The organism is Halofilum ochraceum (assembly GCF_001614315.2).
Lineage (GTDB): Bacteria > Pseudomonadota > Gammaproteobacteria > XJ16 > Halofilaceae > Halofilum > Halofilum ochraceum.
In genome coordinates this window covers 89,690-114,844 of sequence record NZ_LVEG02000007.1, presented here as the reverse complement: position 1 = coordinate 114,844, position 25,155 = coordinate 89,690, and the positions used below count along the sequence as shown (strand labels likewise).

31 protein-coding genes are annotated in these 25,155 nt (G+C 65.8%); 11 read left to right on the top strand and 20 right to left on the bottom strand.

The window, feature by feature from the left end; translation table 11 throughout:
• The first annotated feature begins 10 nt into the window (after positions 1-10).
• The 6 genes from A0W70_RS09235 (at position 11) to A0W70_RS09210 (ending at position 4,690) form a co-directional block, all read left to right on the top strand.
• Entirely contained in the window at positions 11-1,240 is a 1,230-nt protein-coding gene (locus A0W70_RS09235) for a TraB/GumN family protein (protein WP_083330916.1), read from the top strand.
• Positions 1,241-1,696: 456 nt separating this feature from the next.
• Entirely contained in the window at positions 1,697-2,281 is a 585-nt protein-coding gene (locus A0W70_RS09230) for a MarR family winged helix-turn-helix transcriptional regulator (protein ID WP_070989048.1), read from the top strand.
• A 67-nt stretch (positions 2,282-2,348) separates the two neighbouring features.
• Positions 2,349-2,528, top strand: a complete 180-nt coding sequence (locus tag A0W70_RS09225; RefSeq protein ID WP_070989047.1) for a hypothetical protein — start codon at positions 2,349-2,351, stop codon at positions 2,526-2,528.
• On the top strand, positions 2,528-3,133 hold the full coding sequence (gene ectA, locus A0W70_RS09220; protein WP_217495422.1) for a diaminobutyrate acetyltransferase: 606 nt from the start codon (positions 2,528-2,530) through the stop codon (positions 3,131-3,133). Before A0W70_RS09225 ends, ectA begins: the two co-directional genes overlap by 1 nt.
• Before the next feature lie 144 nt (positions 3,134-3,277).
• Entirely contained in the window at positions 3,278-3,679 is a 402-nt protein-coding gene (locus A0W70_RS09215; RefSeq protein ID WP_070989046.1) for an ectoine synthase, read from the top strand.
• A gap of 216 nt (positions 3,680-3,895) precedes the next feature.
• Positions 3,896-4,690, top strand: coding sequence for a transporter substrate-binding domain-containing protein (locus A0W70_RS09210; RefSeq protein ID WP_083330903.1), 795 nt, complete (start codon positions 3,896-3,898; stop codon positions 4,688-4,690).
• Between the two features lie 56 nt (positions 4,691-4,746).
• Here the strand turns inward: A0W70_RS09210 and A0W70_RS09205 are convergent, their stop codons facing one another.
• A complete protein-coding gene (locus A0W70_RS09205) occupies positions 4,747-5,061 on the bottom strand; it encodes an HPF/RaiA family ribosome-associated protein (RefSeq protein ID WP_070989044.1) in 315 nt (104 codons plus the stop codon).
• 107 nt (positions 5,062-5,168) lie between these two features.
• Positions 5,169-5,615, bottom strand: coding sequence for a hypothetical protein (locus tag A0W70_RS09200; protein WP_070989043.1), 447 nt, complete (start codon positions 5,613-5,615; stop codon positions 5,169-5,171).
• Between the two features lie 167 nt (positions 5,616-5,782).
• On the opposite strand from A0W70_RS09200, the gene bioD reads away from it, so the two are divergent.
• Entirely contained in the window at positions 5,783-6,460 is a 678-nt protein-coding gene (bioD, locus tag A0W70_RS09195; RefSeq protein ID WP_070989042.1) for a dethiobiotin synthase, read from the top strand.
• A 72-nt stretch (positions 6,461-6,532) separates the two neighbouring features.
• On the opposite strand, the gene A0W70_RS09190 is transcribed toward bioD, so the two are convergent.
• From A0W70_RS09190 to A0W70_RS09170, 5 genes are all read right to left on the bottom strand, one after another.
• Entirely contained in the window at positions 6,533-6,787 is a 255-nt protein-coding gene (locus A0W70_RS09190; protein ID WP_139150816.1) for a hypothetical protein, read from the bottom strand.
• 132 nt (positions 6,788-6,919) lie between these two features.
• Complete coding sequence (locus A0W70_RS09185; RefSeq protein WP_070989040.1) at positions 6,920-8,293, bottom strand: ATP-binding protein; 1,374 nt, start codon at positions 8,291-8,293, stop codon at positions 6,920-6,922.
• A gap of 6 nt (positions 8,294-8,299) precedes the next feature.
• Entirely contained in the window at positions 8,300-8,983 is a 684-nt protein-coding gene (locus tag A0W70_RS09180) for a response regulator transcription factor (protein WP_070989039.1), read from the bottom strand.
• A gap of 15 nt (positions 8,984-8,998) precedes the next feature.
• Positions 8,999-9,289 (bottom strand): PepSY domain-containing protein, encoded by a 291-nt coding sequence (locus A0W70_RS09175; protein ID WP_175443095.1) that lies wholly within the window; start codon positions 9,287-9,289, stop codon positions 8,999-9,001.
• Positions 9,290-9,349: 60 nt separating this feature from the next.
• Complete coding sequence (locus A0W70_RS09170; RefSeq protein ID WP_070989037.1) at positions 9,350-9,934, bottom strand: glycine zipper 2TM domain-containing protein; 585 nt, start codon at positions 9,932-9,934, stop codon at positions 9,350-9,352.
• Between the two features lie 177 nt (positions 9,935-10,111).
• On the opposite strand from A0W70_RS09170, the gene A0W70_RS09165 reads away from it, so the two are divergent.
• Together A0W70_RS09165 and A0W70_RS09160 are read left to right on the top strand one after the other, a co-directional pair.
• Complete coding sequence (locus tag A0W70_RS09165; protein WP_070989036.1) at positions 10,112-10,525, top strand: hypothetical protein; 414 nt, start codon at positions 10,112-10,114, stop codon at positions 10,523-10,525.
• Between the two features lie 84 nt (positions 10,526-10,609).
• Positions 10,610-11,191, top strand: coding sequence for an RNA polymerase sigma factor (locus tag A0W70_RS09160; protein WP_217495421.1), 582 nt, complete (start codon positions 10,610-10,612; stop codon positions 11,189-11,191).
• Between the two features lie 66 nt (positions 11,192-11,257).
• Here the strand turns inward: A0W70_RS09160 and A0W70_RS09155 are convergent, their stop codons facing one another.
• The 11 genes from A0W70_RS09155 to A0W70_RS09105 all read right to left on the bottom strand — a co-directional run bounded on the left by A0W70_RS09155 (position 11,258) and on the right by A0W70_RS09105 (position 20,049).
• Positions 11,258-11,749 (bottom strand): PRC-barrel domain-containing protein, encoded by a 492-nt coding sequence (locus tag A0W70_RS09155; protein ID WP_175443094.1) that lies wholly within the window; start codon positions 11,747-11,749, stop codon positions 11,258-11,260.
• A 234-nt stretch (positions 11,750-11,983) separates the two neighbouring features.
• Positions 11,984-12,481, bottom strand: coding sequence for a retropepsin-like aspartic protease (locus A0W70_RS17005; protein WP_175443093.1), 498 nt, complete (start codon positions 12,479-12,481; stop codon positions 11,984-11,986).
• Between the two features lie 233 nt (positions 12,482-12,714).
• Positions 12,715-14,049, bottom strand: a complete 1,335-nt coding sequence (gene rlmD / locus A0W70_RS09145; protein ID WP_070989034.1) for a 23S rRNA (uracil(1939)-C(5))-methyltransferase RlmD — start codon at positions 14,047-14,049, stop codon at positions 12,715-12,717.
• Between the two features lie 8 nt (positions 14,050-14,057).
• On the bottom strand, positions 14,058-15,110 hold the full coding sequence (locus A0W70_RS09140; RefSeq protein ID WP_070989033.1) for an NAD(P)-dependent alcohol dehydrogenase: 1,053 nt from the start codon (positions 15,108-15,110) through the stop codon (positions 14,058-14,060).
• Between the two features lie 168 nt (positions 15,111-15,278).
• Positions 15,279-17,021, bottom strand: a complete 1,743-nt coding sequence (locus tag A0W70_RS09135) for a potassium channel family protein (RefSeq protein ID WP_070989032.1) — start codon at positions 17,019-17,021, stop codon at positions 15,279-15,281.
• Between the two features lie 66 nt (positions 17,022-17,087).
• Positions 17,088-17,471, bottom strand: coding sequence for a DUF6394 family protein (locus A0W70_RS09130; protein ID WP_070989031.1), 384 nt, complete (start codon positions 17,469-17,471; stop codon positions 17,088-17,090).
• 118 nt (positions 17,472-17,589) lie between these two features.
• Positions 17,590-18,432, bottom strand: coding sequence for a M48 family metallopeptidase (locus tag A0W70_RS09125; RefSeq protein WP_070989030.1), 843 nt, complete (start codon positions 18,430-18,432; stop codon positions 17,590-17,592).
• A complete protein-coding gene (locus tag A0W70_RS09120) occupies positions 18,429-18,884 on the bottom strand; it encodes a YbjQ family protein (RefSeq protein WP_070989029.1) in 456 nt (151 codons plus the stop codon). The genes A0W70_RS09125 and A0W70_RS09120 overlap by 4 nt, the downstream gene beginning before the upstream one ends.
• A 3-nt stretch (positions 18,885-18,887) precedes the next feature.
• Positions 18,888-19,208, bottom strand: a complete 321-nt coding sequence (locus tag A0W70_RS09115; RefSeq protein WP_070989028.1) for a YbjQ family protein — start codon at positions 19,206-19,208, stop codon at positions 18,888-18,890.
• A 112-nt stretch (positions 19,209-19,320) separates the two neighbouring features.
• Entirely contained in the window at positions 19,321-19,794 is a 474-nt protein-coding gene (locus tag A0W70_RS09110) for a DUF2269 family protein (protein WP_083330899.1), read from the bottom strand.
• A gap of 42 nt (positions 19,795-19,836) precedes the next feature.
• Positions 19,837-20,049 carry a DUF2905 domain-containing protein gene (locus tag A0W70_RS09105; RefSeq protein WP_070989027.1) on the bottom strand — a complete coding sequence of 71 codons (213 nt, stop codon included), beginning with the start codon at positions 20,047-20,049 and terminating at the stop codon, positions 19,837-19,839.
• A gap of 131 nt (positions 20,050-20,180) precedes the next feature.
• Here A0W70_RS09105 and A0W70_RS09100 point away from each other — a divergent pair, with 131 nt between their 5' ends.
• Positions 20,181-20,786: a hypothetical protein gene (locus A0W70_RS09100; protein ID WP_070989026.1), complete on the top strand. Its 606-nt coding sequence runs from the start codon at positions 20,181-20,183 to the stop codon at positions 20,784-20,786.
• A gap of 81 nt (positions 20,787-20,867) precedes the next feature.
• Here the strand turns inward: A0W70_RS09100 and A0W70_RS09095 are convergent, their stop codons facing one another.
• The gene (locus A0W70_RS09095; RefSeq protein ID WP_070989025.1) at positions 20,868-21,344 is read right to left on the bottom strand and encodes a YbhB/YbcL family Raf kinase inhibitor-like protein; all 477 of its coding nucleotides are present in this window, start codon (positions 21,342-21,344) and stop codon (positions 20,868-20,870) included.
• A 126-nt stretch (positions 21,345-21,470) separates the two neighbouring features.
• Here A0W70_RS09095 and A0W70_RS09090 point away from each other — a divergent pair, with 126 nt between their 5' ends.
• Complete coding sequence (locus A0W70_RS09090; RefSeq protein WP_070989024.1) at positions 21,471-22,520, top strand: tRNA-queuosine alpha-mannosyltransferase domain-containing protein; 1,050 nt, start codon at positions 21,471-21,473, stop codon at positions 22,518-22,520.
• Between the two features lie 269 nt (positions 22,521-22,789).
• On the opposite strand, the gene A0W70_RS09085 is transcribed toward A0W70_RS09090, so the two are convergent.
• On the bottom strand, positions 22,790-24,925 hold the full coding sequence (locus tag A0W70_RS09085) for a TonB-dependent receptor family protein (RefSeq protein WP_070989023.1): 2,136 nt from the start codon (positions 24,923-24,925) through the stop codon (positions 22,790-22,792).
• Between the last annotated feature and the right edge of the window lie 230 nt (positions 24,926-25,155).

Below are 25,155 nucleotides of genomic sequence, written 5' to 3'. Positions count from 1 at the left end.
TTTGCGTACCATGCGCGTCTCCCGCACCACCTGGCCTGCAAACATAGTGAGCTCGACCAGCACCGCACCCACCCGGACCCTGACGGTCGACGGCACCGAGGTAACGCTCCTCGGCACGGCCCATGTATCCAACCAGAGCATGGACGATGTCCGTCAGGCCCTGGCCGAAGGCGATTACGACGCCGTGGCTGTGGAACTGTGCCAACCGCGGCATCAGCGGCTGATTGGCGGCGACGACTGGTCGGATGTCGATCTGTTCCGGATCGTACGTTCGGGGCGCGCCGGCATGGTCGCCGCCCAGCTCGCGCTGTCCGCGTACCAGAAACGTCTCGGCGATCAGCTGGGGGTGGAGCCCGGCGGCGAAATGCGGGTGGCCGTGGAAGCGGCGCGCGAGCGGAATCTGCCGCTGTGGCTCATCGACCGCGAGATCGGGACCACCCTCAAGCGCCTCACGCGCAGCGTCCCGTGGTATCAGCGCTGGACGCTGATGACCGGGCTGCTGGCGACCTGTCTGTCGCGCTCCAAGCTCGAGGAAGAAGAGATCGAACAGCTCAAGGAAGGCGACGTCCTCGAGAGCACGTTCGCCGAATTCTCGCAGCGCTCGCCCACGCTGTACCGGATCATGATCGCCGAACGCGACCGTTACATGGCGGGCCATATATTCGAGCGGATCCGCAGCGAACATCCGCGGCGGCTCCTCGTGGTGGTCGGTGCGGGCCACCTGGACGGGCTGGCCGAACGCCTGGAATCGGATCCGCCCCCCGCCAGCGAGCGCGCGGAACTCGAGCATATCCCGCCGCGCGGGCGCCTCATCCGGATCCTGCCTTGGCTCGTGGTCGGCATCATCCTCGGCGGTTTTGCGCTCGGCTTCGCCCGCGGCCCCGAGTTCGGCGGCCGCCTGGTCATGGAATGGGTCCTCATCAATGGCACCCTGACCGCCATCGGCGCCCTCCTGGCGCGCGCCCACCCGCTGACCATCATCACCGGCTTCTTCGCCGCACCGCTGACATCGCTCAATCCCACCATCGGTGCCGGGATGGTGACGGGGGCCGTCGAGACCATCATGCGGCGTCCGCGCATGAGCGATTTCGATACCCTGCGCGACCAACTCGCCCAGCCCCGCAACTGGTGGAAGAACCGCGTAACCCGGATTCTGCTGGTATTCGTCTTCTCGACGGCGGGATCCGCGATCGCAACCTACGTGGGCGGCGCCCGCATCATCGAGCAGCTCGCCGGCTGAGCCGAATCCGCGCTCTGGCTGGCAGGCGCGTGCAAACCGCCACGACGAACGCGCGGTCTGCCTGATACCGGAATCCGGGACTCCGGGTGTGCCGCGCGCACTCGGCCGATGGTGCGATGTCCCCACCGCGGATGCGCCTGCGCGGCCCCCCAGGATCCTGGTGGTCCGTAGGCGCGTTTTCGCCGCAGGCGAACGCGCGCGATCCGCGTGTGATCGGAATCCGGAACTTCGCGCATGTCACGGACATCGCCTGCCGGTTCCTGGTGGGCCATGCGGGCAGTCTGCCGTCACCCGATTCTCCCGCCCCCGATGACGACGCCTGCAAGGGATGCCGTTCGGGCTGCGGACCTCTGCCCGCCTGGCACGCCCGACACAGGCGTCGCACGGCCGGTTGGATTCGGGAAACGGGTGCGCTATAGTATTTCGCACACGAAATATTCATGCACGAAAATTTCGATGCCCAAACAACCTGCCAACGATAGCGAGCGACCGGCCGCGACCCGCGAGGATGAAACCGCTCGCTCGGTGCTGCGCTCGCTCCGCCGGATCCTCCAGGCGGTGGATCAGCACGGCCGCAGACTGAAATCCCGCTACGGACTGACCGGCCCACAGATCATCTGCCTGCGCGAAATCCAGCGCGGCGCATCCCTCAATCCGGGCCAGCTGGCACGCAACGTCGGTCTCAAACCGCCGACGGTCACGGGCATCGTGGATCGCCTCGAGGCACGTGGTCTGGTAACGCGCCGTCGGCGCAACACCGACAAGCGTCAGGTGCGGATTGAACTGACCGAAGCCGGCACCGCCGTCGTCAACGAAGCCCCGGCCCCACTGCAGGAAGAATTCGTCGGGCGCTTCGCCACCCTGCCCGCGGAGCGCCGGGAAGCGATCGCGGACCACCTCGACGAGGTGGTCGCCCTGCTGGAGGCGGAAGGCATCGAAGCCGCCCCGCTGCTGGCCCACGGGTCGGCCAATCCCGACGTCAATGATCTGCCGGTCGAGCCGCAACCCGCCGCGCGCCGCCGGGGTGGACGTACGGCCTGACCGCACCCGGTACTGCATCGCCGGATTCCGGAATCATCACGCAAAAGGAGAAGCTACTCTCACCGTCATGAGCATAATCGTGCAGAAGTACGGCGGTTCTTCCGTCGCCGACGAGCAACGAATCCAACAGGTTGCCGACCGCATCTACAACGCCAGGCACGCCCTGACCTGCGTGATCGAGCCCGAAAAGGTCGAGCCGGCAGTCGAACTGCTGCATGAGCGCCTCGCGCTCGCGGAGGCCAGCTGATGCACACCGCAAAAATCCAGGAGATTCCGATGATGGAACAACCGACCGCACTCGAAGGCGGCACGTCGGAGAAGGAGCAGACGGGGAAGCCGGGCATCCCGGGTCCACGCCACGCGGATATCATTTACCGTCCGGCCACGCCGACGGATGGTGCCCGCATGTGGGAATTCGTGCAGGCGGCCGGCACCCTCGAACTGAATCCGTCGTACGCCTATATCCTGCTCTGCCAGCACTTCGGCGATACCTGCCTCGTGGCCGAGAAGGATGGTGAGATCGTCGGCTTCGTGCTTGCCTACATACCGCCGCGGCAGGACGACACCGTCTTCGTATGGCAGGTCGGCGTCAGCACGAAGGTCCGCAAACGCGGGGTCGGTATCCAGCTCCTGCGCCACCTGCTGGCGCTCGACGGCTGCCGCAACGTCCGCTACATCGAGGCGAGCATTACCCCGTCGAACCGGCCCTCACAAAGCCTGTTCCGGTCATTCGCGCGCAAATGGGGGGTTCCGTGCCGGAAGATCCCGTTCTTCCCGGCGGAATTCTTCCCCGAGGAGCACGAGGGCGAAGACCTCTTCCGGGTGGGCCCGCTGGAATGGCCCGAGGCCTGACACGCCGCCAACCGGTATCCCCCTGTCCCGCGCGATGATACGTGCCGCCGCCGCGTAGCCGGGGGATCGCGCCCCGAACCGCAGTCACCACGGCCGCCGCCTGGCGCGGCGGCCGATCTTTACAACCGTAACCGGAGCAACAGCATGATCGTGCGTACACTGAACGAGATCCTCGGCACCGAGCGCGAGGTCGATGGCGAAACCTGGATCAGCCGCCGGCTCGTACTCGCCGACGACAACATGGGCTATTCCGTCCATGACACCGTGATCCGCGCGGGCACGGAGACCCATATTCACTATAAGAACCACCTCGAAACGGTCTACTGCATCGCCGGTGAAGGCGAGGTCTACACGGTCGCCGACGGCCGCAAGTGGCCCATCGGGCCCGATACGGTCTACGTGCTGGATCAGAATGACGAGCATTATCTGCGCGCCTACGAGGCTGCCGACATGCGCATGGTCTGCGTGTTCCGTCCGGCCCTGACCGGCAAGGAAGTCCATGACGCCGACGGCGTGTATCCGGCACCGGAGGAAACCACCACCTGAGGTCGAGCGACACGTAACAGGCTCAGGAGCGGGAAGTACGGCCGAATCTGGCGAGTCGCTGTCCGGGCTCGCCAGAGACTGTGCCGTGGCATAATATGTGCTTGTAAACATTTAACCTGATGGACCGGGCAACGGGATACCCATCGGAACGAGCCATCGGAACGGCGGCATCCGGACATCGGGCCTCCACTACCCTCAGACGCCAAGGGGTTGCCCATGTTGTATTTCCGCTCCGTTGCACTTGCAGCCCTGCTCTCCTGTATGGCCATGCCGTCACTCGCCGCCGACGGCGACAAGGTGGTCTCGATCGCCACGCTCCCGGGGTACTCGCCCTACTGCTTCTACAAGCCCGACGCCGATAACCAGACCTGGGATCGGGTCCCGCCGGGCTCCGACTCGCGGATCTTTCAGGGATACAGCTGGGACGTGATCCGGGAGAGCTTCCACGCTGCCGGTTACACCCTCCAATTGCGGATCGTCCCGTGGTCCCGCGCGATGTACGAACTGAAACGCGGCAAGGTCGAACTGCTTTTCCCCGCCGGCAAGAACGCCGAGCGGATGGAATACATGGATTACTCGAGTGAACCGGTCAACGCCGTCGACTTCCTGATCTACACCGATGGCGAGACCGACCTGGAATGGAATGGTCTGGAGTCTCTCGCCGGACAGACCATCGGCGCCGCCCGTGGCTGGAATTTCGGTGACCGCTGGGAGCAGCAGTCCGCGTTCGAGAAGCAACTGGTCGACTCGATCGAACAGGGGTTCCGGATGCTGGACGAGGGCCGGATCGATGGCTTCGCCGGGTACGAAGTCGTCTGGGATTACAAGATCCGCGAACTGGGCCGCAGCGGGGAGTTCGGCAAGACGCCCGCGTTCGACGAGACGCGCGAGTTCGTTACCGCGCTGAAGAGCAACGCCCGCGGTGAGGAGCTGCTGGCGGCCTTCGACCGCGGCAAGCGAATCATCACCGAGAACGGCACCATGGAGCGGATCGCGGAGCGCTGGCGCTAACGCCAGCGGCACCGGTCGACATGATCGGGGCGCCGGGAACCGGGGCCGGCGCCCTTTTACTGTCCCGCCGCCTGGCGCCCCAGCCGGTGCTCGATCGCGCGGTCGAGTTTTTCGCTCGCGTCGCGCACGGCGAGATAGATATCGGTGTCCACGGCATGCACGGAAATCGGATCAAGGCCGGTCGGCCGCGCCTCCATGCCGCACAGCTTGTCGACGCCGCCCTTGCGGGCGTTGGTGTCCTTGAGGTGGACGATGATCTGCGTCAGGCGGTTCCCGTGATGGCGTTCCACCCGCTCCAGGCGCTCGCGGATATGGTCGTCCAGGGCCGCTGACCGTTCGACGCCGTCGGCCGCATTGATCTCGATGTGCATAAGCCCTCCTCGATCGTTCTCCGGAGGGAAAATGCCGACGACGACGCGGCGATTTCAACCCCGCTCGTCATCGACACGGAGACCACACCCCGGGACTTGCGATGCGATCAGTCCTCGAACCGGTCCTCGAACCGCTTTCGCCGCTGTTCATTCGCCGCGGCCCAGGTATCCGCCCCGACGACCTCTTCGATATCGGCATGCATCGCGCCGATACTGCGCAGGGAATCGCGCTTCGCACGGCTCGCCTGATCCTCGGTCGACAGGAGACTGGACGTATCGGCCCCCGAGTACAGCGTCTTGAAGCTGGTCCGCTGTTCCGAGAACGCGACGGTCAGGTCGGAGACGACCGCTGAGCGGTGGTCCGCGAGCACGGCCCTGACCCGTTCCATCTCCTCACCTTCGACACCCTGGTCCTCCAGCGAATCGACGATCTTGTCGTGCCCCTTCTCGAAGAACCACTCGGCCTTGTCGCGCGAGTTCTTGGGGAAACTGCAGCCCGCGAGCAGCAATACAAGCACCATGAGGCCCGCGATCCCGCTTTTTGTCATCAACATATCAATACTCCCTGTTCACACGGTATCGGACTGTCCGACACGCGCCCTATGCTACGGGTTCCCTGCCCCCGGGGTTTCAGATACCCCACGACTGTCCTCTTGTCGTCCCGGCCCGAGTACGCAATGATTCATTTTTCCACGCGGAACGGCGAACGGGGGGTCCATCCATGCAGGGGGTGTTTATCACGGGTACGGACACGGCGGTTGGCAAGACGACGGTCTCCTGTCACTTGACCGTCGCGCTGCGCCATCTCGGCGTCGATGTCGCCGCGCGCAAACCGATCGAACAGCGCTGCAAGCGCCAGGGTGGCGCGCTCTACCCAGCCGACGGACTGGCGCTGGCACAGGCGGCAGGGGAACGCGAACCGATCGACCGGGTCACACCGTACCGACTGGCCGGCTCGATCTCGGCGGCACAGACCGCGCAGGCTGGTGGCAGCCAGGTCGATCTGGCCGCGGTGGTCGCCGCCGTGGAGGCGGGTGATCCGGATATCTTTCGGCTCGTCGAGGGGGCAGGCGGTTTTCTGTCACCGCTGACGATCGACGCCACCAATGCGGATTTCGCCGTGGCGCTGGGTTTCCCCGTCGTGGTCGTGGCCGCAAATCGCAGTGGCTGCATCAACCACAGTCGGCTGACAGTCGAGGCGATCCGCAACCGCGGACTGGAAGCGAAAGCGGTCGTGGTCAATGTGCCGGACCCGGGCGCGACCGACGGCGACACGTATCGCGATGACCTCGCGGCGGTACTGGATATCCCGGTGATTACCTGCCGGCACGGGAAAATGGACTGGGAAGCCTCGACCGAACTGGCGCGGATCGTTCAGCCTGCAGGAACCAAGGGCTGAGGGCTGAGGGCTGAGGGCTGAGGGCTGAGGTTCAGGATAGCGCGCCTGGTTATGCCGTCAGGGGTTTTTGCGCTATTTCGAGTCGAGGCGGGCGCGGCGGCGGGCGAATACGCGATCGATCATACCGGCTACGACACCGTCCGTTCCGCCTGTCGAGGCGATCATGCCGCTTGCGCGCAGGTCGCCCCAGCGGCCGACATTGCGGCCACATCCTTTGCAGATCACCGGGCAGCGTCCATGCGGCTCTGACTCCACACGGAACGTGCGTCCGTTACAACAGCGGCAGGCGAACGTCAGTTCGATCGGGATCAGCTTCACGGGAGTCACCGTCGAATCCATGGGCCTGACCCCAGTATTCTTAGCGCGGACCGCGGATTCAATCTCGTAGACCGCGGAATCCGGGCGAAAACGCGTTACAGCGCGCGCCGATTACCGATTCTGTGAACCGGTCGACACGATTTACCGGTATTTCGGCACCACCGCGGATCGCGGCGGGAATGTCACCCACACGCGCAGTCCGCCGAGATCGCTCGCCTCCAGCCCGAGCCGACCGCCCCAGGTCTCCTCGATCATCCGGCGCACGACCGCCAGGCCAATGCCATCGCCGGGCACGCTTTCATCGATCCGTACGCCGCGCTCAAGCACAGTGTCTCGCCGGTCCGCGGGAATCCCCGGACCATCATCCTCGATCGCCATGACCAGACCGCCGTCCGGCTCTGACCAGCTCGTGGCACGGATTCGTGTACGCCCCCATTTCCAGGCGTTGTCGAGCAGATTACCGACGATTTCCATCAGATCGTCGGGATCCCCGCGGACGACCGCGTCCCGGGGGATATCACACGCCAGCCTGACGCCTCGATCCGCATGGACCCGGGCCAGTGAGGCGCCGACGCGCTCGACCAGCTCGGCGAGCGCGACCGACTGTCCGAGACCACCCCTTCCCGCGGCGGCGCCGCGCTGGACATGCCAGTCGATCGCCTGCTGCATGCGCTCGACCTGATCCCGGATTTCACTGCCGCGATCCCCCGTGGCCGGATCGTCGCCGATCGAGCGGAGTACGGCGAGGGGGTTCTTGAGGCTGTGGCCCAGGTCGGCCAGTGCCTCGCGGTAACGCTCGAGACGGCTGGCGCCACTGGCGAGCAGTTCGTTGACACTGGCGGTCAGGGGGCGCAGTTCGCGCGGGTAATCGGTACCGATACGCGCGCGTTCACCGCGCTCGATCGCGGTGACCTCCCGGGCGGCACGTCGAAGCGGGCGCAGGCCCCAGCGCAGCAACAGCGCCTGCAGCAGCAACAGTAGGATCGCGACGCCGCCGAACCAGCCCCAGAGTGTCCGGCGGAACGTCGCGACACGCGCCGCGGCCGCCTCGGCACTCTCCGCCACCAGGAAAACGAGGCGGCGATTCTCACCTTCGGTCTCCCAGCTCACCGCGTGGCGCAGCCCGAACAGTTCACGGCCATCGGGTGCGGCGATGCGCGCAAACGCACGGTTACCGGTCGCCGCCGGGCCCGGATAGCCGATATCGAGTCCGATGCTGGACTCCGACTGCCACAAGCGCTCGCCGGACGCATCCCGGATGGCCGCGTAGAGGCCGGATTCGGGCGTGGCGAGGCGCGGTTCCGACAAGACATCCGGCATCCGCAGTTGACCCGCCGCGTCGACCTCGGCGGCGCCGAGCAACAGGTAGACCTGGACTTCAAGATTCTCCCGCACCGCCTGTTCCACGCTCTCGCGGAAGGCGCGCTCCAGCGCGAGCCCCGCGAGCCCCAGAAACGCGATCAGCACCACCGCCAGGCCCAGGGTAAGGCGCGCACCGAGCGAGTGCGGCGTCATCGCCGTTCAGTCTCCGGCCACGGGCAGGCGCAGGCGGTAACCACGTCCGCGCAGCGTCTCGATCGGTTCCAGCGACCGGTCCGGATCGAGTTTGCGCCGCAGTCGCGTCAGCAGGACCTCCAGGACGTTGCTGTCCCGCTCGATCTCTTCGGCGTAGATATGTTCGCCGAGGCGCGTTTTGGAGACGACCTCACCGGCGTGCAGGGCGAGATACTCCAGCAGACGATATTCATAGGCCGTGAGCAGGACCGGCCGGCCCTCCACGGTCACCGTCTGGGCGGTCGTATCGATCGCGATCGGGCCGGCCTCGATCACGGGGCGCGACCAGCCGGTCGAGCGCCGGACCAGGGCGCGCAGGCGCGCGACCACCTCCTCGATATGAAATGGTTTGACGAGATAATCGTCCGCACCCGCCTCGAGGCCGGTTACCTTGTCCTGCCAGCGCCCGCGCGCGGTCAGGATCAACACCGGGAAGGTCCGTCCCGCATCGCGCCACGCCCGCAGCACGTCAAGCCCATTGCGGCCCGGCAGCCCGAGGTCGAGGATCGCTACATCCACGGGATACTCGTTGCCGCACCAGATCGCCTCTTCCCCATCCCCCGTCGTATCGACGGCGAATCCATGCGCGCGCAGTGCGTTGGCGATCTCCGTCTGCAGCGCCCTATCGTCTTCGGCGATCAGGATCCGCATGCCGCCTCTCCCGCGTCAGCGCCGCACCCGGCCACTGCGGGCATCCACCGCGACACTCCGCACGTGCTCGCCGTCGATGAGCACGCGGACCCGGTACCACGGTCGATCGCCATCGCGCAGCTCGACCCGCAGCACCCGCCCGCCCGTTCGGGAGCGGGCGATATCGGCGGCCCGATCACGCGAGATCAGATCATCGCGCTGGACCAGCTGAACGCCTTCGAGGTCCACGTTACCCGCTACCGCGGGTGTCCCGAGCATCATTACGGCGAAAGCCGCCGCCACCATCCACCCCGTCCTGCCGCGCATTCGCTCCACCGTCCCGTTCGCCCGGACCCCATTGTACTGCCCGCGCGGCCGCATTCACGTTCAGGTACCGGGGGTAATACGGACCTGCACCCGAATCGTGTCACCCGGGTCACGGTGAGAGCGCGTCTCGAACGTCCGACCGGCGTAGCGATAGAAAACGCGGTAACCCTCGATCCGTTCCTCCTCGCGCACGTTGCGCTCGACTTCGCAACGGCGCTCCGTGTCGATCACGCGTCGAGGCGGTCCCCGATGCGCCCGCGATATATCCCGGCCAATAACCGCGCCGAGGACGGCGCCCGCGGCGGTCGCGGCCATCCGGCTACGGCCTTTCGAGGCATTGTGGCCAATCGCGCCACCGATGACCGTCCCGACCAGCGTTCCGGTCGATGGACCGCGGCGATCCTCATGGACGATGCGCTCCACCTCTTCGTCCCAGCACACCCGGCGCGGATCGGAGACCTCCACGACCCGGATCAGCGGGCGTACCTCGACAACCGGGGCATCGACATAAAACGCCTCGCCGTCGTACGCGCGACGGTCATCGTATTCGTCATAGTCGTCATAGTCCCCCGCCGTTGCCGGCGCCGCGGCCAGTGCGAGCCCCAGAACCAGAATCGGAGCCAACAGCAATCCGCCAATTTTCATTGCGCGTTCCTCCCATCTCGCGCGGGCCATTCCCGCACTTTCGGGAGACACGGTATCCGGCGCTGGCTTAATCGAGGCTGAACGAACCGTTCAGTTCCCGTTCAGCCCGCCTTCGCGATACTCGGCGCCACTGGAGGGCGACACGTCCGTCGCCGCCTGGACGAGGAGGTATACGCCATGAAGACAACGGCAACAGCACTGGCGATCGCGATCGCTGTAGGACTCGGCACCGTCACGGCCGCCGAAGCCGGTGACCGCCATGGCCGATGGGCCGACAAAAGTCACGGCGCGCACCAGTACGAGCGCGACCACCGAAAGGGCGCGAAACACTACCGCCACGGTGGCAAACGCGAGATCCACCGCAGTCACCGGTATGGCGGGCACAAGCGCAGCTACCGCGGCAAGGCAAAGCATCACTGGAAACGCGACCATTACCGCGGGTATCGCGGCCACGGGTATCGGGGTCACGGTTATCGTCACTACCGGCCGTATGGTGGGCTCTACACGCGCCGCCACCACAGTTACCGCAGCGGCATCGGCCTGAACATCGATGGCGTCACGTTCATCTGGAGTGAACGTCATTATCGCTGAGCGTTGGGCGTAACCGAGGCGCCGACGCATCCGTGGGCGCCGTCAACCGCTCCCGGGCACATTCACCCCCGTCGGGAGATGGGCGTGGTGCCGGCGCGCCTTGGCGGCCATGCCGCCACGGTCTATATATCAGGGCAGATCGGCCCGTCGGTGCCGACGCGCTACCGTTGGCCACCAATGATCGCTCTACGCGACTCGATCGTGGATGAAATCCCGCACCTGCGGCGGTATGCACTTCGGCTCGCCCATGATGCCGATGCGGCGGAAGATCTGGTCCAGGATTGTATCGAGCGTGCACTGCGGCGCGAACACCAATGGGACCCGGCCACGCGTCTGCGCCCCTGGCTGTTCCGGATCGAGCATAACCTGTACGTGTCCGCCCGGCGTCGACGAACACCGGAGAATCGCGGCGCGCGGCTCCCCGCGGATCTCGTGGCACCGGCCTCAACCCCGGAGGCGGGATTGGATCTGCTTGCCGTGCATCGTGCCCTTCGCCGGATTCCGCCCGAACAGGCCGAGACACTTCAGTTGGTCACGCTCCATGGACTGGATTATCGAACGGCGGCGGATATCCTCGGCATACCCATTGGCACCGTCCGGTCGCGCATATCGCGGGGACGCGCAGCCCTGCGCGGGCTGCTCGGGATGGACACCACCGCGGCCTGACCCGGCAGAAAACGGCGGTACCGCTCGCGTGGCACCGCCGCTCGACCCGACCCGCAACGTAATCGTTTATTCGCCGACCTCCGATTCGCTCGCCGGTTCCTCGACCACCGCCGGTTCCGGCGCGGCCTTTACCTCGAACGCGCTGAATTCCGTCTCTACATCGTCTTTGGCGATACCGACCATGACATTCTGTCCGTCCGGGCTCATCGCGATCCGATCCCAGGGGACCTCGTATTCGCGACTGCCGAGCCCCAGCACGCCACCGGTACGCAGTACGACCGCATCGACGCGGCCCGAGGGCCCGATCAACACGTTCGATACGGTGCCGATCCGCTCGCTCTGCTGATCGAGCACATCGCGGCCAATGATATCCACCGCTTCCCGACCGGCTGCGGTGCCGGCGGATTCTACAGTCGACTCGCCCTCCATCGACATCGAATCCCCATTGGCCGGAGCGGCCATCTCATCGCCCTCGTCCGCCGCGATCAGCGTCCCCGTGGTCAACAGCAGGGCAACGGCCATTGCCGATAGTGACCGCGCCCGCTTCTGATATCCCATGCTCGCAATCTCCGAAAACGACTCTGCCGCTCTCCCCCTGGCGACGCCATGGACGCGGCTTCGCCCGTGGCGGACCGCTTCAGGTAACCGAAGCGGCCCGGCCGTCGCCCGCAGGAAGTACGCATCCATTTCTACTTACGCCGGCGGGCGCTGCACAGTTCCCGTGCAGTGACTGAAAATCCGGTGGCAGGGAGGCCGTGTCCAGCTGACCGAGGCGCCGCGATGCGTCCTTGATCAGCCGTCCGACGAGGCGGTCCGCTCGTCCGACGGGGCGCCTTCACGGCACCGCCCTGGCTCGAGCGCGGGGGGATCCATCGAGAAGGTGATCGGGGAGAGCCGGCGTAACGCGTTGACACCAAGGATGGGTCGTCCGCGCCCCGGCAGCACCACGACCTTGACGTCGTCGAGTCGACAACGGTCGCCCACCGTCAGTCCATCGATCGAGTAGATCGGCACATACCGCCGGCTGCCATCGGCCATTGTCCCGCCGACGCGGCGCACGAAGGTCGCCATCCCGCGGGCTTCGAGTATGTCGAGCGTTTCCATTCCGATGCTGGTATAGCTGGAGCCGGTGTCGACCAGGAAATCACGCGAACCCGCCCCCTGCACATCCACCTCGACATACAGCGTCGAGGCGCCGCGCTCGCTCAAGGGGATCGCAACGGCGTCGGCCACGCTTTCGAGCGGCAGCAGGATCAGTGCGATGACGATCGCCCGGACCGGGATCTGCAAGTTGACCTCGCGTTCGCGTTGGCGGCGGCGCACCGGAGCCGGTGCCAGTGGCAAGCTGCCTGGTTGCGACCGGCCTGACAATAGACTGGCGTCCGGGCGGCGTTCGCCGGCCGACGGACGGGTGGAATGCCGAAACCGCACGGACGAGCCCACCGGATTTCGACGTTTTCTCTCGCCACGGCCGGGCGGGTGCCAATAACGTCGGCTGCAAAGAAACGTTCCGGTGCCTTGGCTCAGACGGATTCCAGGGCGGCGATGGCCTCGACGTGCCCGCTGTGCGGGAACATGTCGGCGATACCGGCGGCCTGCAGACAGTAGCCGCCCTCGCCCGTCAGGCGCCCGACATCGCGCGCGAGGGTCGCCGGATCACACGATACGTACACGATGCGCCGCGGCGGTCGCGCCACCAGTGCGGTAACGGCTTCCGGTGCGCCCGCGCGCGGGGGATCGAGCAGCACTGCGGCCGGATTCAGCCGTTGCAGCCAGTCAGCCAGCGGTGCGGCGGCGAGGTCCGCCTGCTGGAAATCCGTGCGCTCGGCGAGCCCGTTGGCACGCGCATTGACCGCGGCGCGCTCCACGAGTCCGGCATCGCCCTCGATCCCCGTGACGGCCGCGCCGCGTGATGCGGCGGGCAGGCTGAAGTTGCCGATACCACAGTAGAGATCGAGTACCGTCTGGCCCGGCTCGGGGGCGAGCAGTTCCATCGCGCGCCCGACGAGGGCACGGTTCACGGTGGCGTTCGACTGTACGAAATCGCCCGCGGCGAACCGCAGGACGAGGTCTTCATCGGGCAGCGCGTAATACGCATCGGCCGGGCGCGCCGCATCGAGTGGTCCCGTCCGTGCGCCGCCGGCGAGTTCGATCGCCACACCGGCCTCGTCCTGGAAACGCGCCAGGCGTGCCCGGTCCGCTTCGCCGACCGCGCCGGCGTACTGGAAGGCAACAACCGTATCGCCATCGCTGGCCGCCAGTTCCAGCTCGGATACCCGCTCGGGCCGGTCCAGCGAGGCGATCAGGGTCTTGAGCTGCGGAATGAGCCGTTCGAGACGGTCATCGAGAATGGCGCAGGCGTCGGTGTCGACGACATGACGGCCGCCGCGTTCGCGGAACCCGAGCAGTACGCCCTGGCGGCGGACATACCGGACCGTTAATCGTGCCCGCGTACGGTACCCCCGGTCCGGCCCCGTCAGCGGCGGCAACCATTGCGCGGGGGCCGCGCCGGCGGCTCGCGTCAGCTGCTCATGGACCCGGCGCTCACGCTGGCGAAGCTGTGCCGCCGGGGCGAGATGCTGCAGGGTGCAACCGCCACACCGCCCGAATACCGGACAGAACGGTTCGACCCGCTCCGCCGACGGCTCCAGCAACGCCTCTACGACCGCCTCGTCGAAACGCTTCGCCCGAGTGGTGCAGCGGGCACGGACCCGCTCGCCCGGCAGGCCACCGTCGACGAACACGACCTTGCCGTCGACCCGCCCGACCCCCCGACCCTCGTGGTCGAGGTCGTCGATCCGGACATCCAGCCGCGGGGCCTGTTCCGGTGCCAGCCGCCGCGGCTTTTTACGACCCATGACCCGCCTCAGTCGCGCAGTGTCGCCATATCGATGACGAAACGGTAGCGGACGTCACTGCGCTGCACCCGCTCGTACGCATCGTTGATATTGCGGATATCGAGCATCTCGACGTCGCAGGCGATGCCGTGCTCGGCACAGAAATCCAGCACCTCCTGGGTCTCGGGCATGCCGCCGATAAGCGAGCCGGCGAGCACCTTGCGTTGCGCGACCAGCGCGCCCGCGTTGAGCGGCGGCTCCACGGGTTCGAGCAGGCCCACCAGGATATGCATACCATCATATTTAAGTGCAGTGAGATAAGGATTCAGGTCGTGCTGCACCGGCACCGTATCGAGGATGAAATCGAGGTACCCGGCAATGCCCTTCATCTGCTCGCGATCGGACGAGACCACCACGCGGTCGGCCCCCTGATGGCGGGCCTCTTCCACCTTTGCGTCGGAGCGCGTGAACACGGTCACCTCGGCGCCGAGCGCTTTGGCGAACTTGATGCCCATGTGGCCCAGCCCGCCCATGCCGACCACACCTACGCGGTGACCGGCGCGAACGCCGTAGTGGCGCAGCGGCGAATACGTAGTGATGCCCGCACACAGCAGCGGGGCCGCGGCGGCGGGATCGAGGGCGTCCGGTACCCGCACCACGAAGCGCTCGCTGACGACGATCGATTCGGAATACCCGCCGTACGTGGTGCTGCCATCGTGGCGATCGTGCCCATTGTAAGTGACCACGCAGCCTTCGAGGCAGTACTGCTCAAGCCCATCGTTGCAGGCGCTGCATTCACGGCACGAATCCACCATGCAGCCGACACCGACGATATCTCCTTCACGGAAACCCGATACGCCGGAGCCGGTCGTGGTCACGCGGCCGATGATTTCATGGCCGGGGACCAGCGGATACTCGGTAAAGCCCCAGTCGTTGTGCGCGAAATGGATATCGGTGTGACAGACCCCGCAGTAGAGGATCTCGATCGCGACATCGTCCGGGCGGGGCTCGCGCCGCTCGATGTTCAGGGGGGCGAGGCCCGAAGACGGCGATTGTGCACCGTAGGCACGCGCTTGCGACATGCTTGACTCCTTTGGAACCGGATTGACGATAGACGGCGGACCGGAATGATGGGGCGGGATCGAAGGATCGATCCGGGGGTCCGCTGGAATCGGCACAGCGTAACCTGATTGCGCACAATTCGATACCCGGACGTCCGGCGCGCCGGGTTCGCCATGGTGGCCTGACAATCAATGCGATCGTCGCGCTTTTGGCAAGCGCTCGCCCTGCAACCACGCGAACACGTACCCGCGCGGCACGTCGAAACCGGTTACCACATACCGCAGCGTATAGGGATTCTGAAGCGTGGCCTGCAGCATGTGCTCCACCCACGAGATACCGCAGAAGAGGATCTCGTCACCAGCTGCGAGCGGGAAATCCGCGTTCGGCAACATGATCGCCTGACCTGCCCTGCGGATGGCGAGCGCCTCGCAGGGGAGCTGCTCGGGGAATGCACGCGGATCGCGGCAGAGCGCGCCGAGCGGGATCACGCGCTCGGTGTCCAGATATTCGGTCACCGCCTCGGCCTCCTCCCGTACCAGCCGAACCGACCAGAGATGCGGCGGCTCCGCCCCCAGCACGGCACGCAGCCGGTCCACAAGCGCCTCCGTAAAGGCCGGCTCGCGATCGGCGAGCCAGTCAAGCAGTTCCTGGACAAGCGGCGAGATCAACAGCTTGAGGATCCGGCGCGCCGTGGTCAGGCTGTGCTGCAGGATCAGATCCGCGCGCGCGGCATCGAAAGCCACCTGATTCTCGTGACTGTTCTGGCGGACGATGCAGAAAGCATCCGGGTTCAGTTCGGCGACGGCAAGCAGCGTGCTGAGGTTGTCCGCATCGCGGTTGGTCCCGGCGAGAATCCCCGCGGCATCGTCGATACCCGCCGCCTGCAGGGCCGCGCGATCGGCGTGCGCCCGGATCACGATCGCGCCCTCGCCGACGGTATCGGCCTTCTCGTCCACATCCGGATCGATAATCCGTACACCGATCCCCTCGGCCTGCATATGATGGTGGATCCAGTGCCCCATGCGGCCGTACCCGCAGAGAATCCAGTCGCCCTCCGGGACCCGCACCGGCGCACCCAGCTCAACGCCCCGTGCGCCCACGAGCCAGGCGTTGAGGTTGTGCAGCTCGGGGCGTGCGACCGCCCGGCAGACAAGCTGCGCGAAGATCTCGAACGGGTCGACGACCGTGACGTTATCGAGCGAACGGAGGCTCGCCTCATGACGGGATGAGGTCGAGCGACAGATGACCCGCAGCCGCGGATTCAGGTGCCGCGCCATGACGGTGATCTTGAGATTGACGTCGTCATCGTTGGTCAGCGCGACGACCGCGCGACAGGCCGCGTGGTCGACCCCGGCAGCCAGCAGGTGTTTGGGTGCGCTGGCATCCGCACAGAGGCCCGGCATCGCCACCGCATAATCACGTACTCCCAGCGCCTTGATCCGCTCCGGATCCGAATCGAGGATCACCGCACGCATCCGGTGATCGCTCAGGCCGCGGGCCAGCAGACTGCCGGTGTCGCCGAAGCCGCACAGAATGAAAAAAGGCTCTTTATTGCCCTGGACCTTGCGGGAGAAACGGAACTCATCCAGCGCCTGTATGAAATGCGGATTCTGGAACAACCGGATCAGGGACCCGATCGCGTAGAACCATGCGATCACGCCCGTGTAGAGACAGAAGATCGTCCACAGGCGTTGCTCATCGCTGAAACCGTTCGGCAATTCACCGAAGCCGGTCGTAGTGGCCGTGTAGGTAAAGAAATAGAACGCGTGGAAGAGGTTCATATATGTCGTCTCGCCATCGACGACGGTGCCCGGTATCAGGGCCATACCGACGATGCCGACCGAGTACACGGCCAGCAGCGCAAACAGCGGTCGGCGCATATAGCGCAGGACGATCATCGTCACGCGATCGAGATCGGAGGTCGGCGTCATGCGTTCAGGCCCCCATTGCCCTGCCCCGGATCCCGTATGCCCCCGCGGCGGTCGATTTCCGTCTCTTTAACGCCGCGACAGCAGCGTATCGCCGACGAGTATGGCCGTGGCGACGACATTCGCGACCAGCGCGCCGGTCGCGAGCGAGACGATATCCGCCATCTGCCCGGGTGCCGGTCCACCGCCGCCGTCCGGCTCGGCGACGATCCAGACCACACGGGCGGCGATCAGGAGCAGATCGGCCACCAGACCGGATGCCAGCAGCAGCGCGCCCGTCTGCGAACGATCGCCGAGCTTCAGGCCGGTCGCGACCAGATTGATGATGATGGCGAGGGTGAGAATCCAGACATTGTGGTGCGCGGGCGTCTCGACACCGCCCGCCACGAACGCGTAGTTGAGGCTCAGTGCAAGGATGTTGAAGAAACCGAAAACGACGCGTTCGAGGTTCATGGGCCTGCTCCTGACCGGGACGCGCGACCAGTATAGGCATGCGCGCCCGATAACCGCGAACGCCGCGGGTCACCGGGCTACGGCACCCGGCGCGTGTGAGACCGCAGTCATCGGGTGTTCACCCCGGCTCGGCAAGCGCCGCGATGGGCTCGGGCAACGGCTCAACCGCGGCGTCCGATGTGTCGGCCGCACGGCGGGCGATCGTCTGCAGCCGCTCCGCGGTGCGCGGGTGGGTCTGGAACAGCCCGGTCCACTCCGCGCTCTCGCCGCCCCGGCGGGCCTGCAGGGTGCGGAAGAATTCGGCCGCCCCACGGGTATGGCCGTAGCGTGCACGCAGCGTCGCGAGGGCATCGCGGTCCGCGACCCGCTCCATTTCGCGGTTGAACCCCAGCATGGTCAGCAGGCCCGCGTTGCCGAGCACGTCCTGCACGGCCGACTGGCCGGTCGCCCCCGCGAGTACGGCCCAGACCAGACTGACGACGGCGCTGCGTCCAAGCGCCTGAATCGGATGCCGGTGCTCGACGTGTGCGATCTCGTGCGCCAGCACCATCGCCAACGCGTTCTCCGAAGACACGGACTGCAGCAGCCCTCTTGTCACGATCACGTGACCGCCGAGCGTGGCGAACGCATTGGGCTGTTCACTGTCACTGAGGTGCATCCGCACCCGCATGCCCGCGGGCAGCTCCGCATGCCGCGCGAGTTCTTCCGACAGTTCCTGGAGGGCCGCTTCCGCGCGCGGGTGCTCCGTCTCCCCCGCCGGATCGACATCGCCGGCGACCGCCGTCTCCCAGGAGAACGGGATCCACGGCGCGAGCCAGCCGACGGACAGGGTCAGGATCGCCGTGAGCGCCACGGCAGCGCACCCGAGCCCACAGACCAGGATCGCGAACTCGCCGAGACCGCTGGTCTCCGTGCTGTTGATGCCCTCCCGGGGTCGCGGATTGCCGTCCGGCGCGGTCATCCCGCGCGCGGTATCAACGCCGTGCCGTAGGCCAGCACCTCGACCGAACCGACCGACTGGCCTGCATTGCCGGATACCCGACTGGTCTCGAATTTCATGTTGTAGACCGCATCGGCACCGCATTCGCGGGCCTGGGCCTGCATGCGCAGGATCGCTTCGCGCCGGGCACGGTCGAGCAGCGACTCGAACGTTGCCACGCGGCCGCCCACCAGATTGCGCAGACCCGCGACCACGACCTTGAAGTAGTCCACCGAGATGACGACGTTGCCGCGCACCAGCCGGCTCTGGTGATGGACATACTGGCTCGGCAGCACCCGGCCGGGCACGACGATCAGGCTGCGGTACGCGTCTTCACGCTCGCGGATCCGGCGGTAATGACGCTTTTCCGCCAGCCGCCCGAAGCCGAAGCCCAGGAGCAGCAATACGAGGAAGATGACGATTTCGGCGATCATGGCTCACATATCCTCGAGCACGACCGCGGTACCGTAGACGAGGATCTCGGAGGCACCGGCCGCAATCGCCGAGGTGGAAAAGCGGACATTGACGACCGCATTCGCGCCGATCGAGTCGGCCTGTTCCGACAACCGTTCGAGCGCCCCGTCGCGGGCCTCGCTCAGCAGATCCGTATAGCCCTTGAGTTCACCACCGAAGATATTCTTCAGACCGGCCATGATGTCACGACCGGCATGCTTCGCCCGCACGGTGCTGCCCTGGACCAGTCCCAGATGCTTCTTGACCCGTTTACCGGGCACGATCTCCATGTTGCTGATCAGCATGTTGCCTCCCTGAGTCATCGATGAATCCTTATCGAACCGCCGTCTCCGCGGCGGTCATGTAAACACTACCGGGACGGGACCCGGGGGTAAACCGATCGGCGCGAGTCGACGATCAGATCAATGCCGGGCGATACACCATCAGCCAGAACAGTGCGAGCACACCAAGCAGCATCGCCCACTCGATGACGTGCCACCACGCAGCCCACCGCTGCATCGCCTGCGGCGGCGCGGCGCCCGCGGCCGAAGCCCGCGCGAGGCACGCGATCCGATACTCGATCCAGACCAGGGGCAACCAGAGCAGGCCCACCAGGATGAAAACGCCCAGCGCCACCGCGAGCCATGGCGTCGACAGGGTCAGGCCGAGCCCATCCGCGAGCGCCAGGCCGGTCAGCAGCTGGACCAATACGGCTGGTGTCGTCAGGATCAGCTCGGCGATCACGCCGCCACGCGCGACATTCGTGATGACCGCCGGATCACCACTGCGCAAGGCCCGCGCGAGATACCAGCCGCCACCCAGGCGCAGTCCCAGCAGTACGGCGGCCGCCAGCAGATGCAGCAGGCGCAGCCCTTCCTGCCAGTCAGTCACGGGCGGGCCTCCCCGGCGCCCGACATGGCTGGCTGCGGGCGGTCACTGGCGAAAGAATATATTGAGGATCAGGGACACGACGAGGCTCACGATCACCATCGAGGTGATCGGGATAAACACACTGCCACCGTCGCGCTCGATCCGGATATCACCGGGCAGGCGCCCGAACCAGCTGACCAGCCACGGTGCATAGAGCAATATCACGCCGGTCACGACCAGCAGGACTCCCAGCACGATCAGGGTTTTGCCAAACATCTAAACGGCTCCTTGCAGTCAGCCGACGTCCGTGCCCGCTGGGTGCGGCAGCGTTCTGCGGCTCCGTGGTAAGCTTGCCGTCGTGACGGGCCGGATGCCACCGGTGGAATCGGTGGCCGGGAGAGACGCCGATGGCGGAAGGAGAATTCCAGGTCGTTTTCCGCGGCGAGATCACCGGCGACCAGCCGGTGGAGGTCGTCAAACAGCAGTTGGGGAACCTGTTCCGGATGCCGCCCGAGCGTGTCGAGGCGCTGTTCAGCGGGAAGCCGGTCGTCGTCAAGAAGAACATCGACGAAAGCACTGCCCGCAAGCTCGAACAGGCATTCCTGCGCGCCGGCGCCGCCTGCGAAGTGCGGGGGTCGTCCTCCGCCTCCGCCCCGGCAACGCCGGACGCGAGCGCCGCCACGACCGCCCCGGCGGAGCCGGCTGCAGAGCGGAGCGCAACGCGCCCGGAACCGACTCCATCGGGTCGCAATGCCGGCTCGATCGCCGCCGCCGGTGATCCCAACCATACGGTGGTCCATCTCGCCGTGCCGGATTCGTTCGAAGGCCTGGAGATCGACACATCGGACGCCCCGCTCACCGCTTCCGACGGGAAGCCCGCTCCCGAGATCGACACCAGCGGACTCAGTCTCGCCGCTGCCGACGCCGGCCCGCTGAGCGAGCGCAAAACGCCGCCACCGGCCGAAATCGATACCAGTGGGCTCAGCATGGAGAGCCTCGACGAAGAGCGCTGAAGCCCGGTCCTCCGGGGCCATTGCACCGGTACCGTGCGTGGCATGGCACCGGCGTAGCGCGCCGGCACCATGCGCCGGGGATCAGCCCCGCTCGTACGTCCCCACGATCCGGTTCATGCCAAGGATATGCGGCTCGACGCGCTCCAGGAACTGCCACATCGTCAGCCCCGGTTCCAGATCGAGTTCCCGGTCGAGCGCGATCACCCAGAAGAAATAGTGGTGCACGCCATGGCCTTCCGGCGGCATCGGTCCGCCATAGCCCATGTTGCCGAAGTCGTTGCCGCCCACGGTGCCTTCCTGCGTGGCTTCCGCCAGGTGGGTCGTCGACGCGGGCAGGTTATACAGCACCCAGTGGACGAAACCATAAGTGCCGGGCGTGACCAGCGGGGCGTCCGGGTCATGGCAGATCACCGCCAGCGACTTGGTGCCGTCCGGCGGCGCGGACCACGCGAGTTCCGGCGAGCGGTCGTCGCCGTCGGCGGCGTTGCGTTTCGGGATCGGGCCACGCGATTCGAACGCGGGACTGGTAACCTGCATGTCGGAAAGAGCGAACGCCATCGTTCCTGTCCTCCATTGTTGTCATGAATGCACGCCGGAGAGCGCCGGCAGTGGCGCTTCGCCGGACATCGCGCGTGAACCAATCACACGATAACACGCGGACATCGCAGCCATTCGCTACCGGGTATCCCCTTGATTCAACGCTCGATCCTGCTCCTCTCGGCCTACCGTGCCGACAGCCATCGCGCCTGGGCCGACTGGCTGGTGCGGACGTATCCAGAGATCCAATGGCAGCGCCTGGAACTGCCCGGGCGCCATTTCCGCTGGCGGATTCGTGGCAACCCGCTGTCCTGGCTTGACCGGATGCCGGAGCAGCCGCCGGAGCGTATTCTCGCGACCTCTATGGTCGATCTCGCCACGCTCCGCGGTCTCCATCCGATGCTGGCGGGCGTCCCCGCCTGGTATTACTTCCATGAGAACCAGTTCGCGTATCCCGTCAGCGAGCAGCAGGTGAAGTCCGTCGAACCCCAGATCGTGCAGGTCTACGGTGCGCTGGCGGCGCAGCGCCTGCTGTTCAATTCCGCGTTCAATCGCGACACTTTCCTCGAGGGCGTCGACGGCCTGCTCCAGCGGATGCCGGACCAGGTGCCCGCGGGGATCCGTGAGCGGCTCGCGGCGAAGGCGACCGTCTGCCCGGTGCCGATCGCGCCGATCGAACCGGCCCCGCAGCGCGACCCGCGCCTGATCGTCTGGAACCACCGCTGGGAATACGACAAGGAACCGGACCTGTTCGCGGACGCCGTGCTCGAGCTCGCGGAGGCCGGGATCGATTTCCGGCTCGCGCTGCTCGGTGCTCGCCCGCGCGCCGCTCCACCGGCACTCGGGCGGATCCGTACCGGGCTGGCGGACCGGATCGTCGCGGACGGGCGGGTGGAGGCGACCGCGTACCGCGAGCTGCTTGGACGCGCGGGGATCGCGATCAGTACGGCTCGCCACGAGTTCCAGGGCTTGGCAATGCTGGAAGCGGTCAGCGCCGGTGCGACGCCACTGGTGCCGGACGCCCTCTGTTATCCCGAACAGTATCCGGCGGAGTACCGTTATCCTGCCTGGCAGTTGCAACCGCTTGTGGCGAGACTCGAGGCATGGCTGGAACACGGCGCGCCTGCCCCGCCGGACGTTTCCGGGTGGACGGAAGACCGCCTGCTGAGTGAGTGGCGGCGTGTCCTTCTGGAGTGATGCGAGGCGTTACGGCTTGCCGGGCAATCGATTGAGGGGCTGGCCTCGAGGCGATCGGCGCCGGGCAATGCCGCCCCCGGTTCCCATGATCGCGGACCATCGACCATGGAAACGCTGTGCCGGCATTCGCCCTCCATTTCATTCCGGGCGAAGGCCGGCCTACTGTGATCGACTGCAATCGACCGACCATGCCGAAACGCATGCGGCCGGATCCGATACCGGACCCGGCCGCATTACTCCGATGCGGCGATTCCGCCGCGGTCATCCGATCAGAACTCGTGTGTCAGCCCCACCGACACCGTCAGGGGTTTGTTGGGGCGCGCCCCGTCCGGGAGCCGGGAAACGATCCGCTGCTCATCGAACACGTTCTCGATCCGGAGGAACGCATTGGTCTCTTTGCGCAGCGGGTAACGGCTGACGAAATCGACGACGGTCAGTGACTCCGTTTCGTCCAGATCGGTGCCGGTCTTATTGCAACCGGTCGATACGCACATCTCGTCGATGTACTTCACGATGGCGTAGTTGTCCCAGCCGCCGGCATGTTCCAGCCCGGCGCGTAGGCTGAACTGGTTTTCGGGGATGTCCCGTAGCTGATCACCGTTGTTCAGGCCGGAGGCGGCATTATCCTCGCTGATCTCGCCCTCGGTGTACGTGTACGTCACGTCGACCGGGATCTGGAAGTCACCCTTCGAGAAGCGGTTGCCCAGCTGGAACTCGAGACCCTGCACTTCGGCTTCTCCGGTCTTGAACGTGCCGGACGTCGCGCCATTACTGCATGGCGACCCGACCGAGCAATTCTCGGTCTTGTCGGAGAAGTCGCTGTAGAAGCCGATCGCCTCGACGAAGAGATTGCCCGGACCGTAATACCGCCCGCCGAATTCCCAGTTGTTGCTCGTCTCCGGCTCCTCGTTCCGGGAGGCACCACCGCCAAGCGGTGCGAATCCGCGGTGCACCCCGCCCAGCACCTGCCACTGGTTGGAAATGTCGTAGGTGAAAGACGCACCGGGCAGCCACTCGGAAGAGTCGTTCGAGCGCGTTTCATCGACGCTGTTACGGGACGCGTCCGCATACTGCACACGGCTCGTTTCGACGTCCTCGTGACGGAGTGCCAGATTGACGTTCAGGTCGGCAGTCGCCTGCCAGCTGTCGATCAGCCAAAGACTGCGGGCCTCCGCCGTCTCGAACCGGTTGTTGCTGCCGGTAGGCGCGTTCGTGGACTGGAACACCAGCGAGCCGTTGACCTGGTCGTAGACGTCAACCGGCTGGAACCGATCCATCTGGTCCTCGTGATACCGGAAACCGGTCTGCAGTTGATGGTCCCCGAGATCGATATCGAAGTTGACCTCGACGCCCTCGGATTCATAGGCCCGGTTGTTGTTCTTGTATTCGAGCCCGGTCTCATCGACCGTGCCGTCCAGGATACCCTGGGCATTGGCGTTGCCGGCATTGGCCGCGTCGACGTACTGACCGCCACCATCGAGTTTGAACCAGTTGCGCTCGAAATCGTTGTGGTACAGCTTGGTGGTCGTCTGCACCGCATCCGTCAGTTCGAACACATGCGTCAGGTCGATGCCCCAGTGCTTGTTGTTCATCTGATCGATACTCGACAGGCCGTAACGACGGTTCGGATTGTTGTCGAAGTCATCATCGGTCAGACCCAGATAGCTGGCGTTGGAGGTCTCCTCCGAATACTGCATTTTCACGCGAACGCTCTGGCGATCGCCCTGCCAGCGAACCTTGCCCACGTAATCCTGGATTTCGAAACCGGTATCGCGGTTGCTGCGGTCGATGTCCTTGAATCCGGCGCCATCGCGCTGGGCAGTCTCGACCAGCCAGCTCCAGTCCCCCGATGAATCGCCGTGCCAGGCGTGCAGATCCGTGGAACCCCGCTCGTCCGTGACGAATTCGGTGTAGGTCTTCTTCTCCGTGGGGATTGGCGTGGACTGCAGGTTGATCACGCCACCGGTGGTCTGCGGCCCGTGGCGCAGCAGGGGCGCGCCCTTCAGCACCTCGATCGACGAGATTCTGGCGGTGGTCGGGAAGTAATAGGCCGCCGGATTCGAGTACGGCGCCGGCGCGATCAGTACGCCGTCTTCCATCAGGGTCACCTTGCTGCTGCGACCCGCCGTGGCGGCCCGAATGCCGATATTGGGACGCAGGCCCTCTCCTTCCTCCTCGCGCACGTAGACGCCGGGAACGGTCTTGAGTACCTGATGGATGTCCGTTGTGCCCTCCGTGTCCAACTGCTCGCTGTCGACGACATAACCAGAGCCCGGGAGTTGTCGGGCATCTTCGGAATCGCCGATGATGCTGATGGGTTCGAGCGCAGCCGCTTCCTCGGCGGATACGAACGTGGGTGCCAGACAGCCCGCGACTGCGAGCGAGACAAGCGAACGCTTATGCATTTATTGTTCTCCCGGAAGGGGGTGTGGTTGGGTTGGCAATCGGGGGAAGGAATTGCGAATAATTCGCGTTTGCGGATGCTACCTTCACCGCAAATGAGAATCAATCCTGATTGGCCTTGGATTGCCCTGCCCACACGGCCCGTGAGAGATCGGCGTGCGTCCAAAAGCGGGTAAAGAGGATAGCGGGAACGGGTTGGCCGTGCGGGTGGCGACCACCGCGGGGCCCAAAA

Coding starts and splice junctions, on each gene's coding strand:
- A0W70_RS09235 (WP_083330916.1), top strand. CDS start 11: ATGCGCGTCTCCCGCACCACCTGGCCTGCAAACATAGTGAGCTCGACC.
- A0W70_RS09230 (WP_070989048.1), top strand. CDS start 1,697: ATGCCCAAACAACCTGCCAACGATAGCGAGCGACCGGCCGCGACCCGC.
- A0W70_RS09225 (WP_070989047.1), top strand. CDS start 2,349: ATGAGCATAATCGTGCAGAAGTACGGCGGTTCTTCCGTCGCCGACGAG.
- ectA (WP_217495422.1), top strand. CDS start 2,528: ATGCACACCGCAAAAATCCAGGAGATTCCGATGATGGAACAACCGACC.
- A0W70_RS09215 (WP_070989046.1), top strand. CDS start 3,278: ATGATCGTGCGTACACTGAACGAGATCCTCGGCACCGAGCGCGAGGTC.
- A0W70_RS09210 (WP_083330903.1), top strand. CDS start 3,896: ATGTTGTATTTCCGCTCCGTTGCACTTGCAGCCCTGCTCTCCTGTATG.
- A0W70_RS09205 (WP_070989044.1), bottom strand. CDS start 5,061: ATGCACATCGAGATCAATGCGGCCGACGGCGTCGAACGGTCAGCGGCC.
- A0W70_RS09200 (WP_070989043.1), bottom strand. CDS start 5,615: ATGTTGATGACAAAAAGCGGGATCGCGGGCCTCATGGTGCTTGTATTG.
- bioD (WP_070989042.1), top strand. CDS start 5,783: ATGCAGGGGGTGTTTATCACGGGTACGGACACGGCGGTTGGCAAGACG.
- A0W70_RS09185 (WP_070989040.1), bottom strand. CDS start 8,293: ATGACGCCGCACTCGCTCGGTGCGCGCCTTACCCTGGGCCTGGCGGTG.
- A0W70_RS09180 (WP_070989039.1), bottom strand. CDS start 8,983: ATGCGGATCCTGATCGCCGAAGACGATAGGGCGCTGCAGACGGAGATC.
- A0W70_RS09175 (WP_175443095.1), bottom strand. CDS start 9,289: ATGCGCGGCAGGACGGGGTGGATGGTGGCGGCGGCTTTCGCCGTAATG.
- A0W70_RS09170 (WP_070989037.1), bottom strand. CDS start 9,934: ATGAAAATTGGCGGATTGCTGTTGGCTCCGATTCTGGTTCTGGGGCTC.
- A0W70_RS09165 (WP_070989036.1), top strand. CDS start 10,112: ATGAAGACAACGGCAACAGCACTGGCGATCGCGATCGCTGTAGGACTC.
- A0W70_RS09155 (WP_175443094.1), bottom strand. CDS start 11,749: ATGGGATATCAGAAGCGGGCGCGGTCACTATCGGCAATGGCCGTTGCC.
- rlmD (WP_070989034.1), bottom strand. CDS start 14,049: ATGGGTCGTAAAAAGCCGCGGCGGCTGGCACCGGAACAGGCCCCGCGG.
- A0W70_RS09140 (WP_070989033.1), bottom strand. CDS start 15,110: ATGTCGCAAGCGCGTGCCTACGGTGCACAATCGCCGTCTTCGGGCCTC.
- A0W70_RS09135 (WP_070989032.1), bottom strand. CDS start 17,021: ATGACGCCGACCTCCGATCTCGATCGCGTGACGATGATCGTCCTGCGC.
- A0W70_RS09130 (WP_070989031.1), bottom strand. CDS start 17,471: ATGAACCTCGAACGCGTCGTTTTCGGTTTCTTCAACATCCTTGCACTG.
- A0W70_RS09125 (WP_070989030.1), bottom strand. CDS start 18,432: ATGACCGCGCCGGACGGCAATCCGCGACCCCGGGAGGGCATCAACAGC.
- A0W70_RS09120 (WP_070989029.1), bottom strand. CDS start 18,884: ATGATCGCCGAAATCGTCATCTTCCTCGTATTGCTGCTCCTGGGCTTC.
- A0W70_RS09115 (WP_070989028.1), bottom strand. CDS start 19,208: ATGCTGATCAGCAACATGGAGATCGTGCCCGGTAAACGGGTCAAGAAG.
- A0W70_RS09105 (WP_070989027.1), bottom strand. CDS start 20,049: ATGTTTGGCAAAACCCTGATCGTGCTGGGAGTCCTGCTGGTCGTGACC.
- A0W70_RS09100 (WP_070989026.1), top strand. CDS start 20,181: ATGGCGGAAGGAGAATTCCAGGTCGTTTTCCGCGGCGAGATCACCGGC.
- A0W70_RS09095 (WP_070989025.1), bottom strand. CDS start 21,344: ATGGCGTTCGCTCTTTCCGACATGCAGGTTACCAGTCCCGCGTTCGAA.
- A0W70_RS09085 (WP_070989023.1), bottom strand. CDS start 24,925: ATGCATAAGCGTTCGCTTGTCTCGCTCGCAGTCGCGGGCTGTCTGGCA.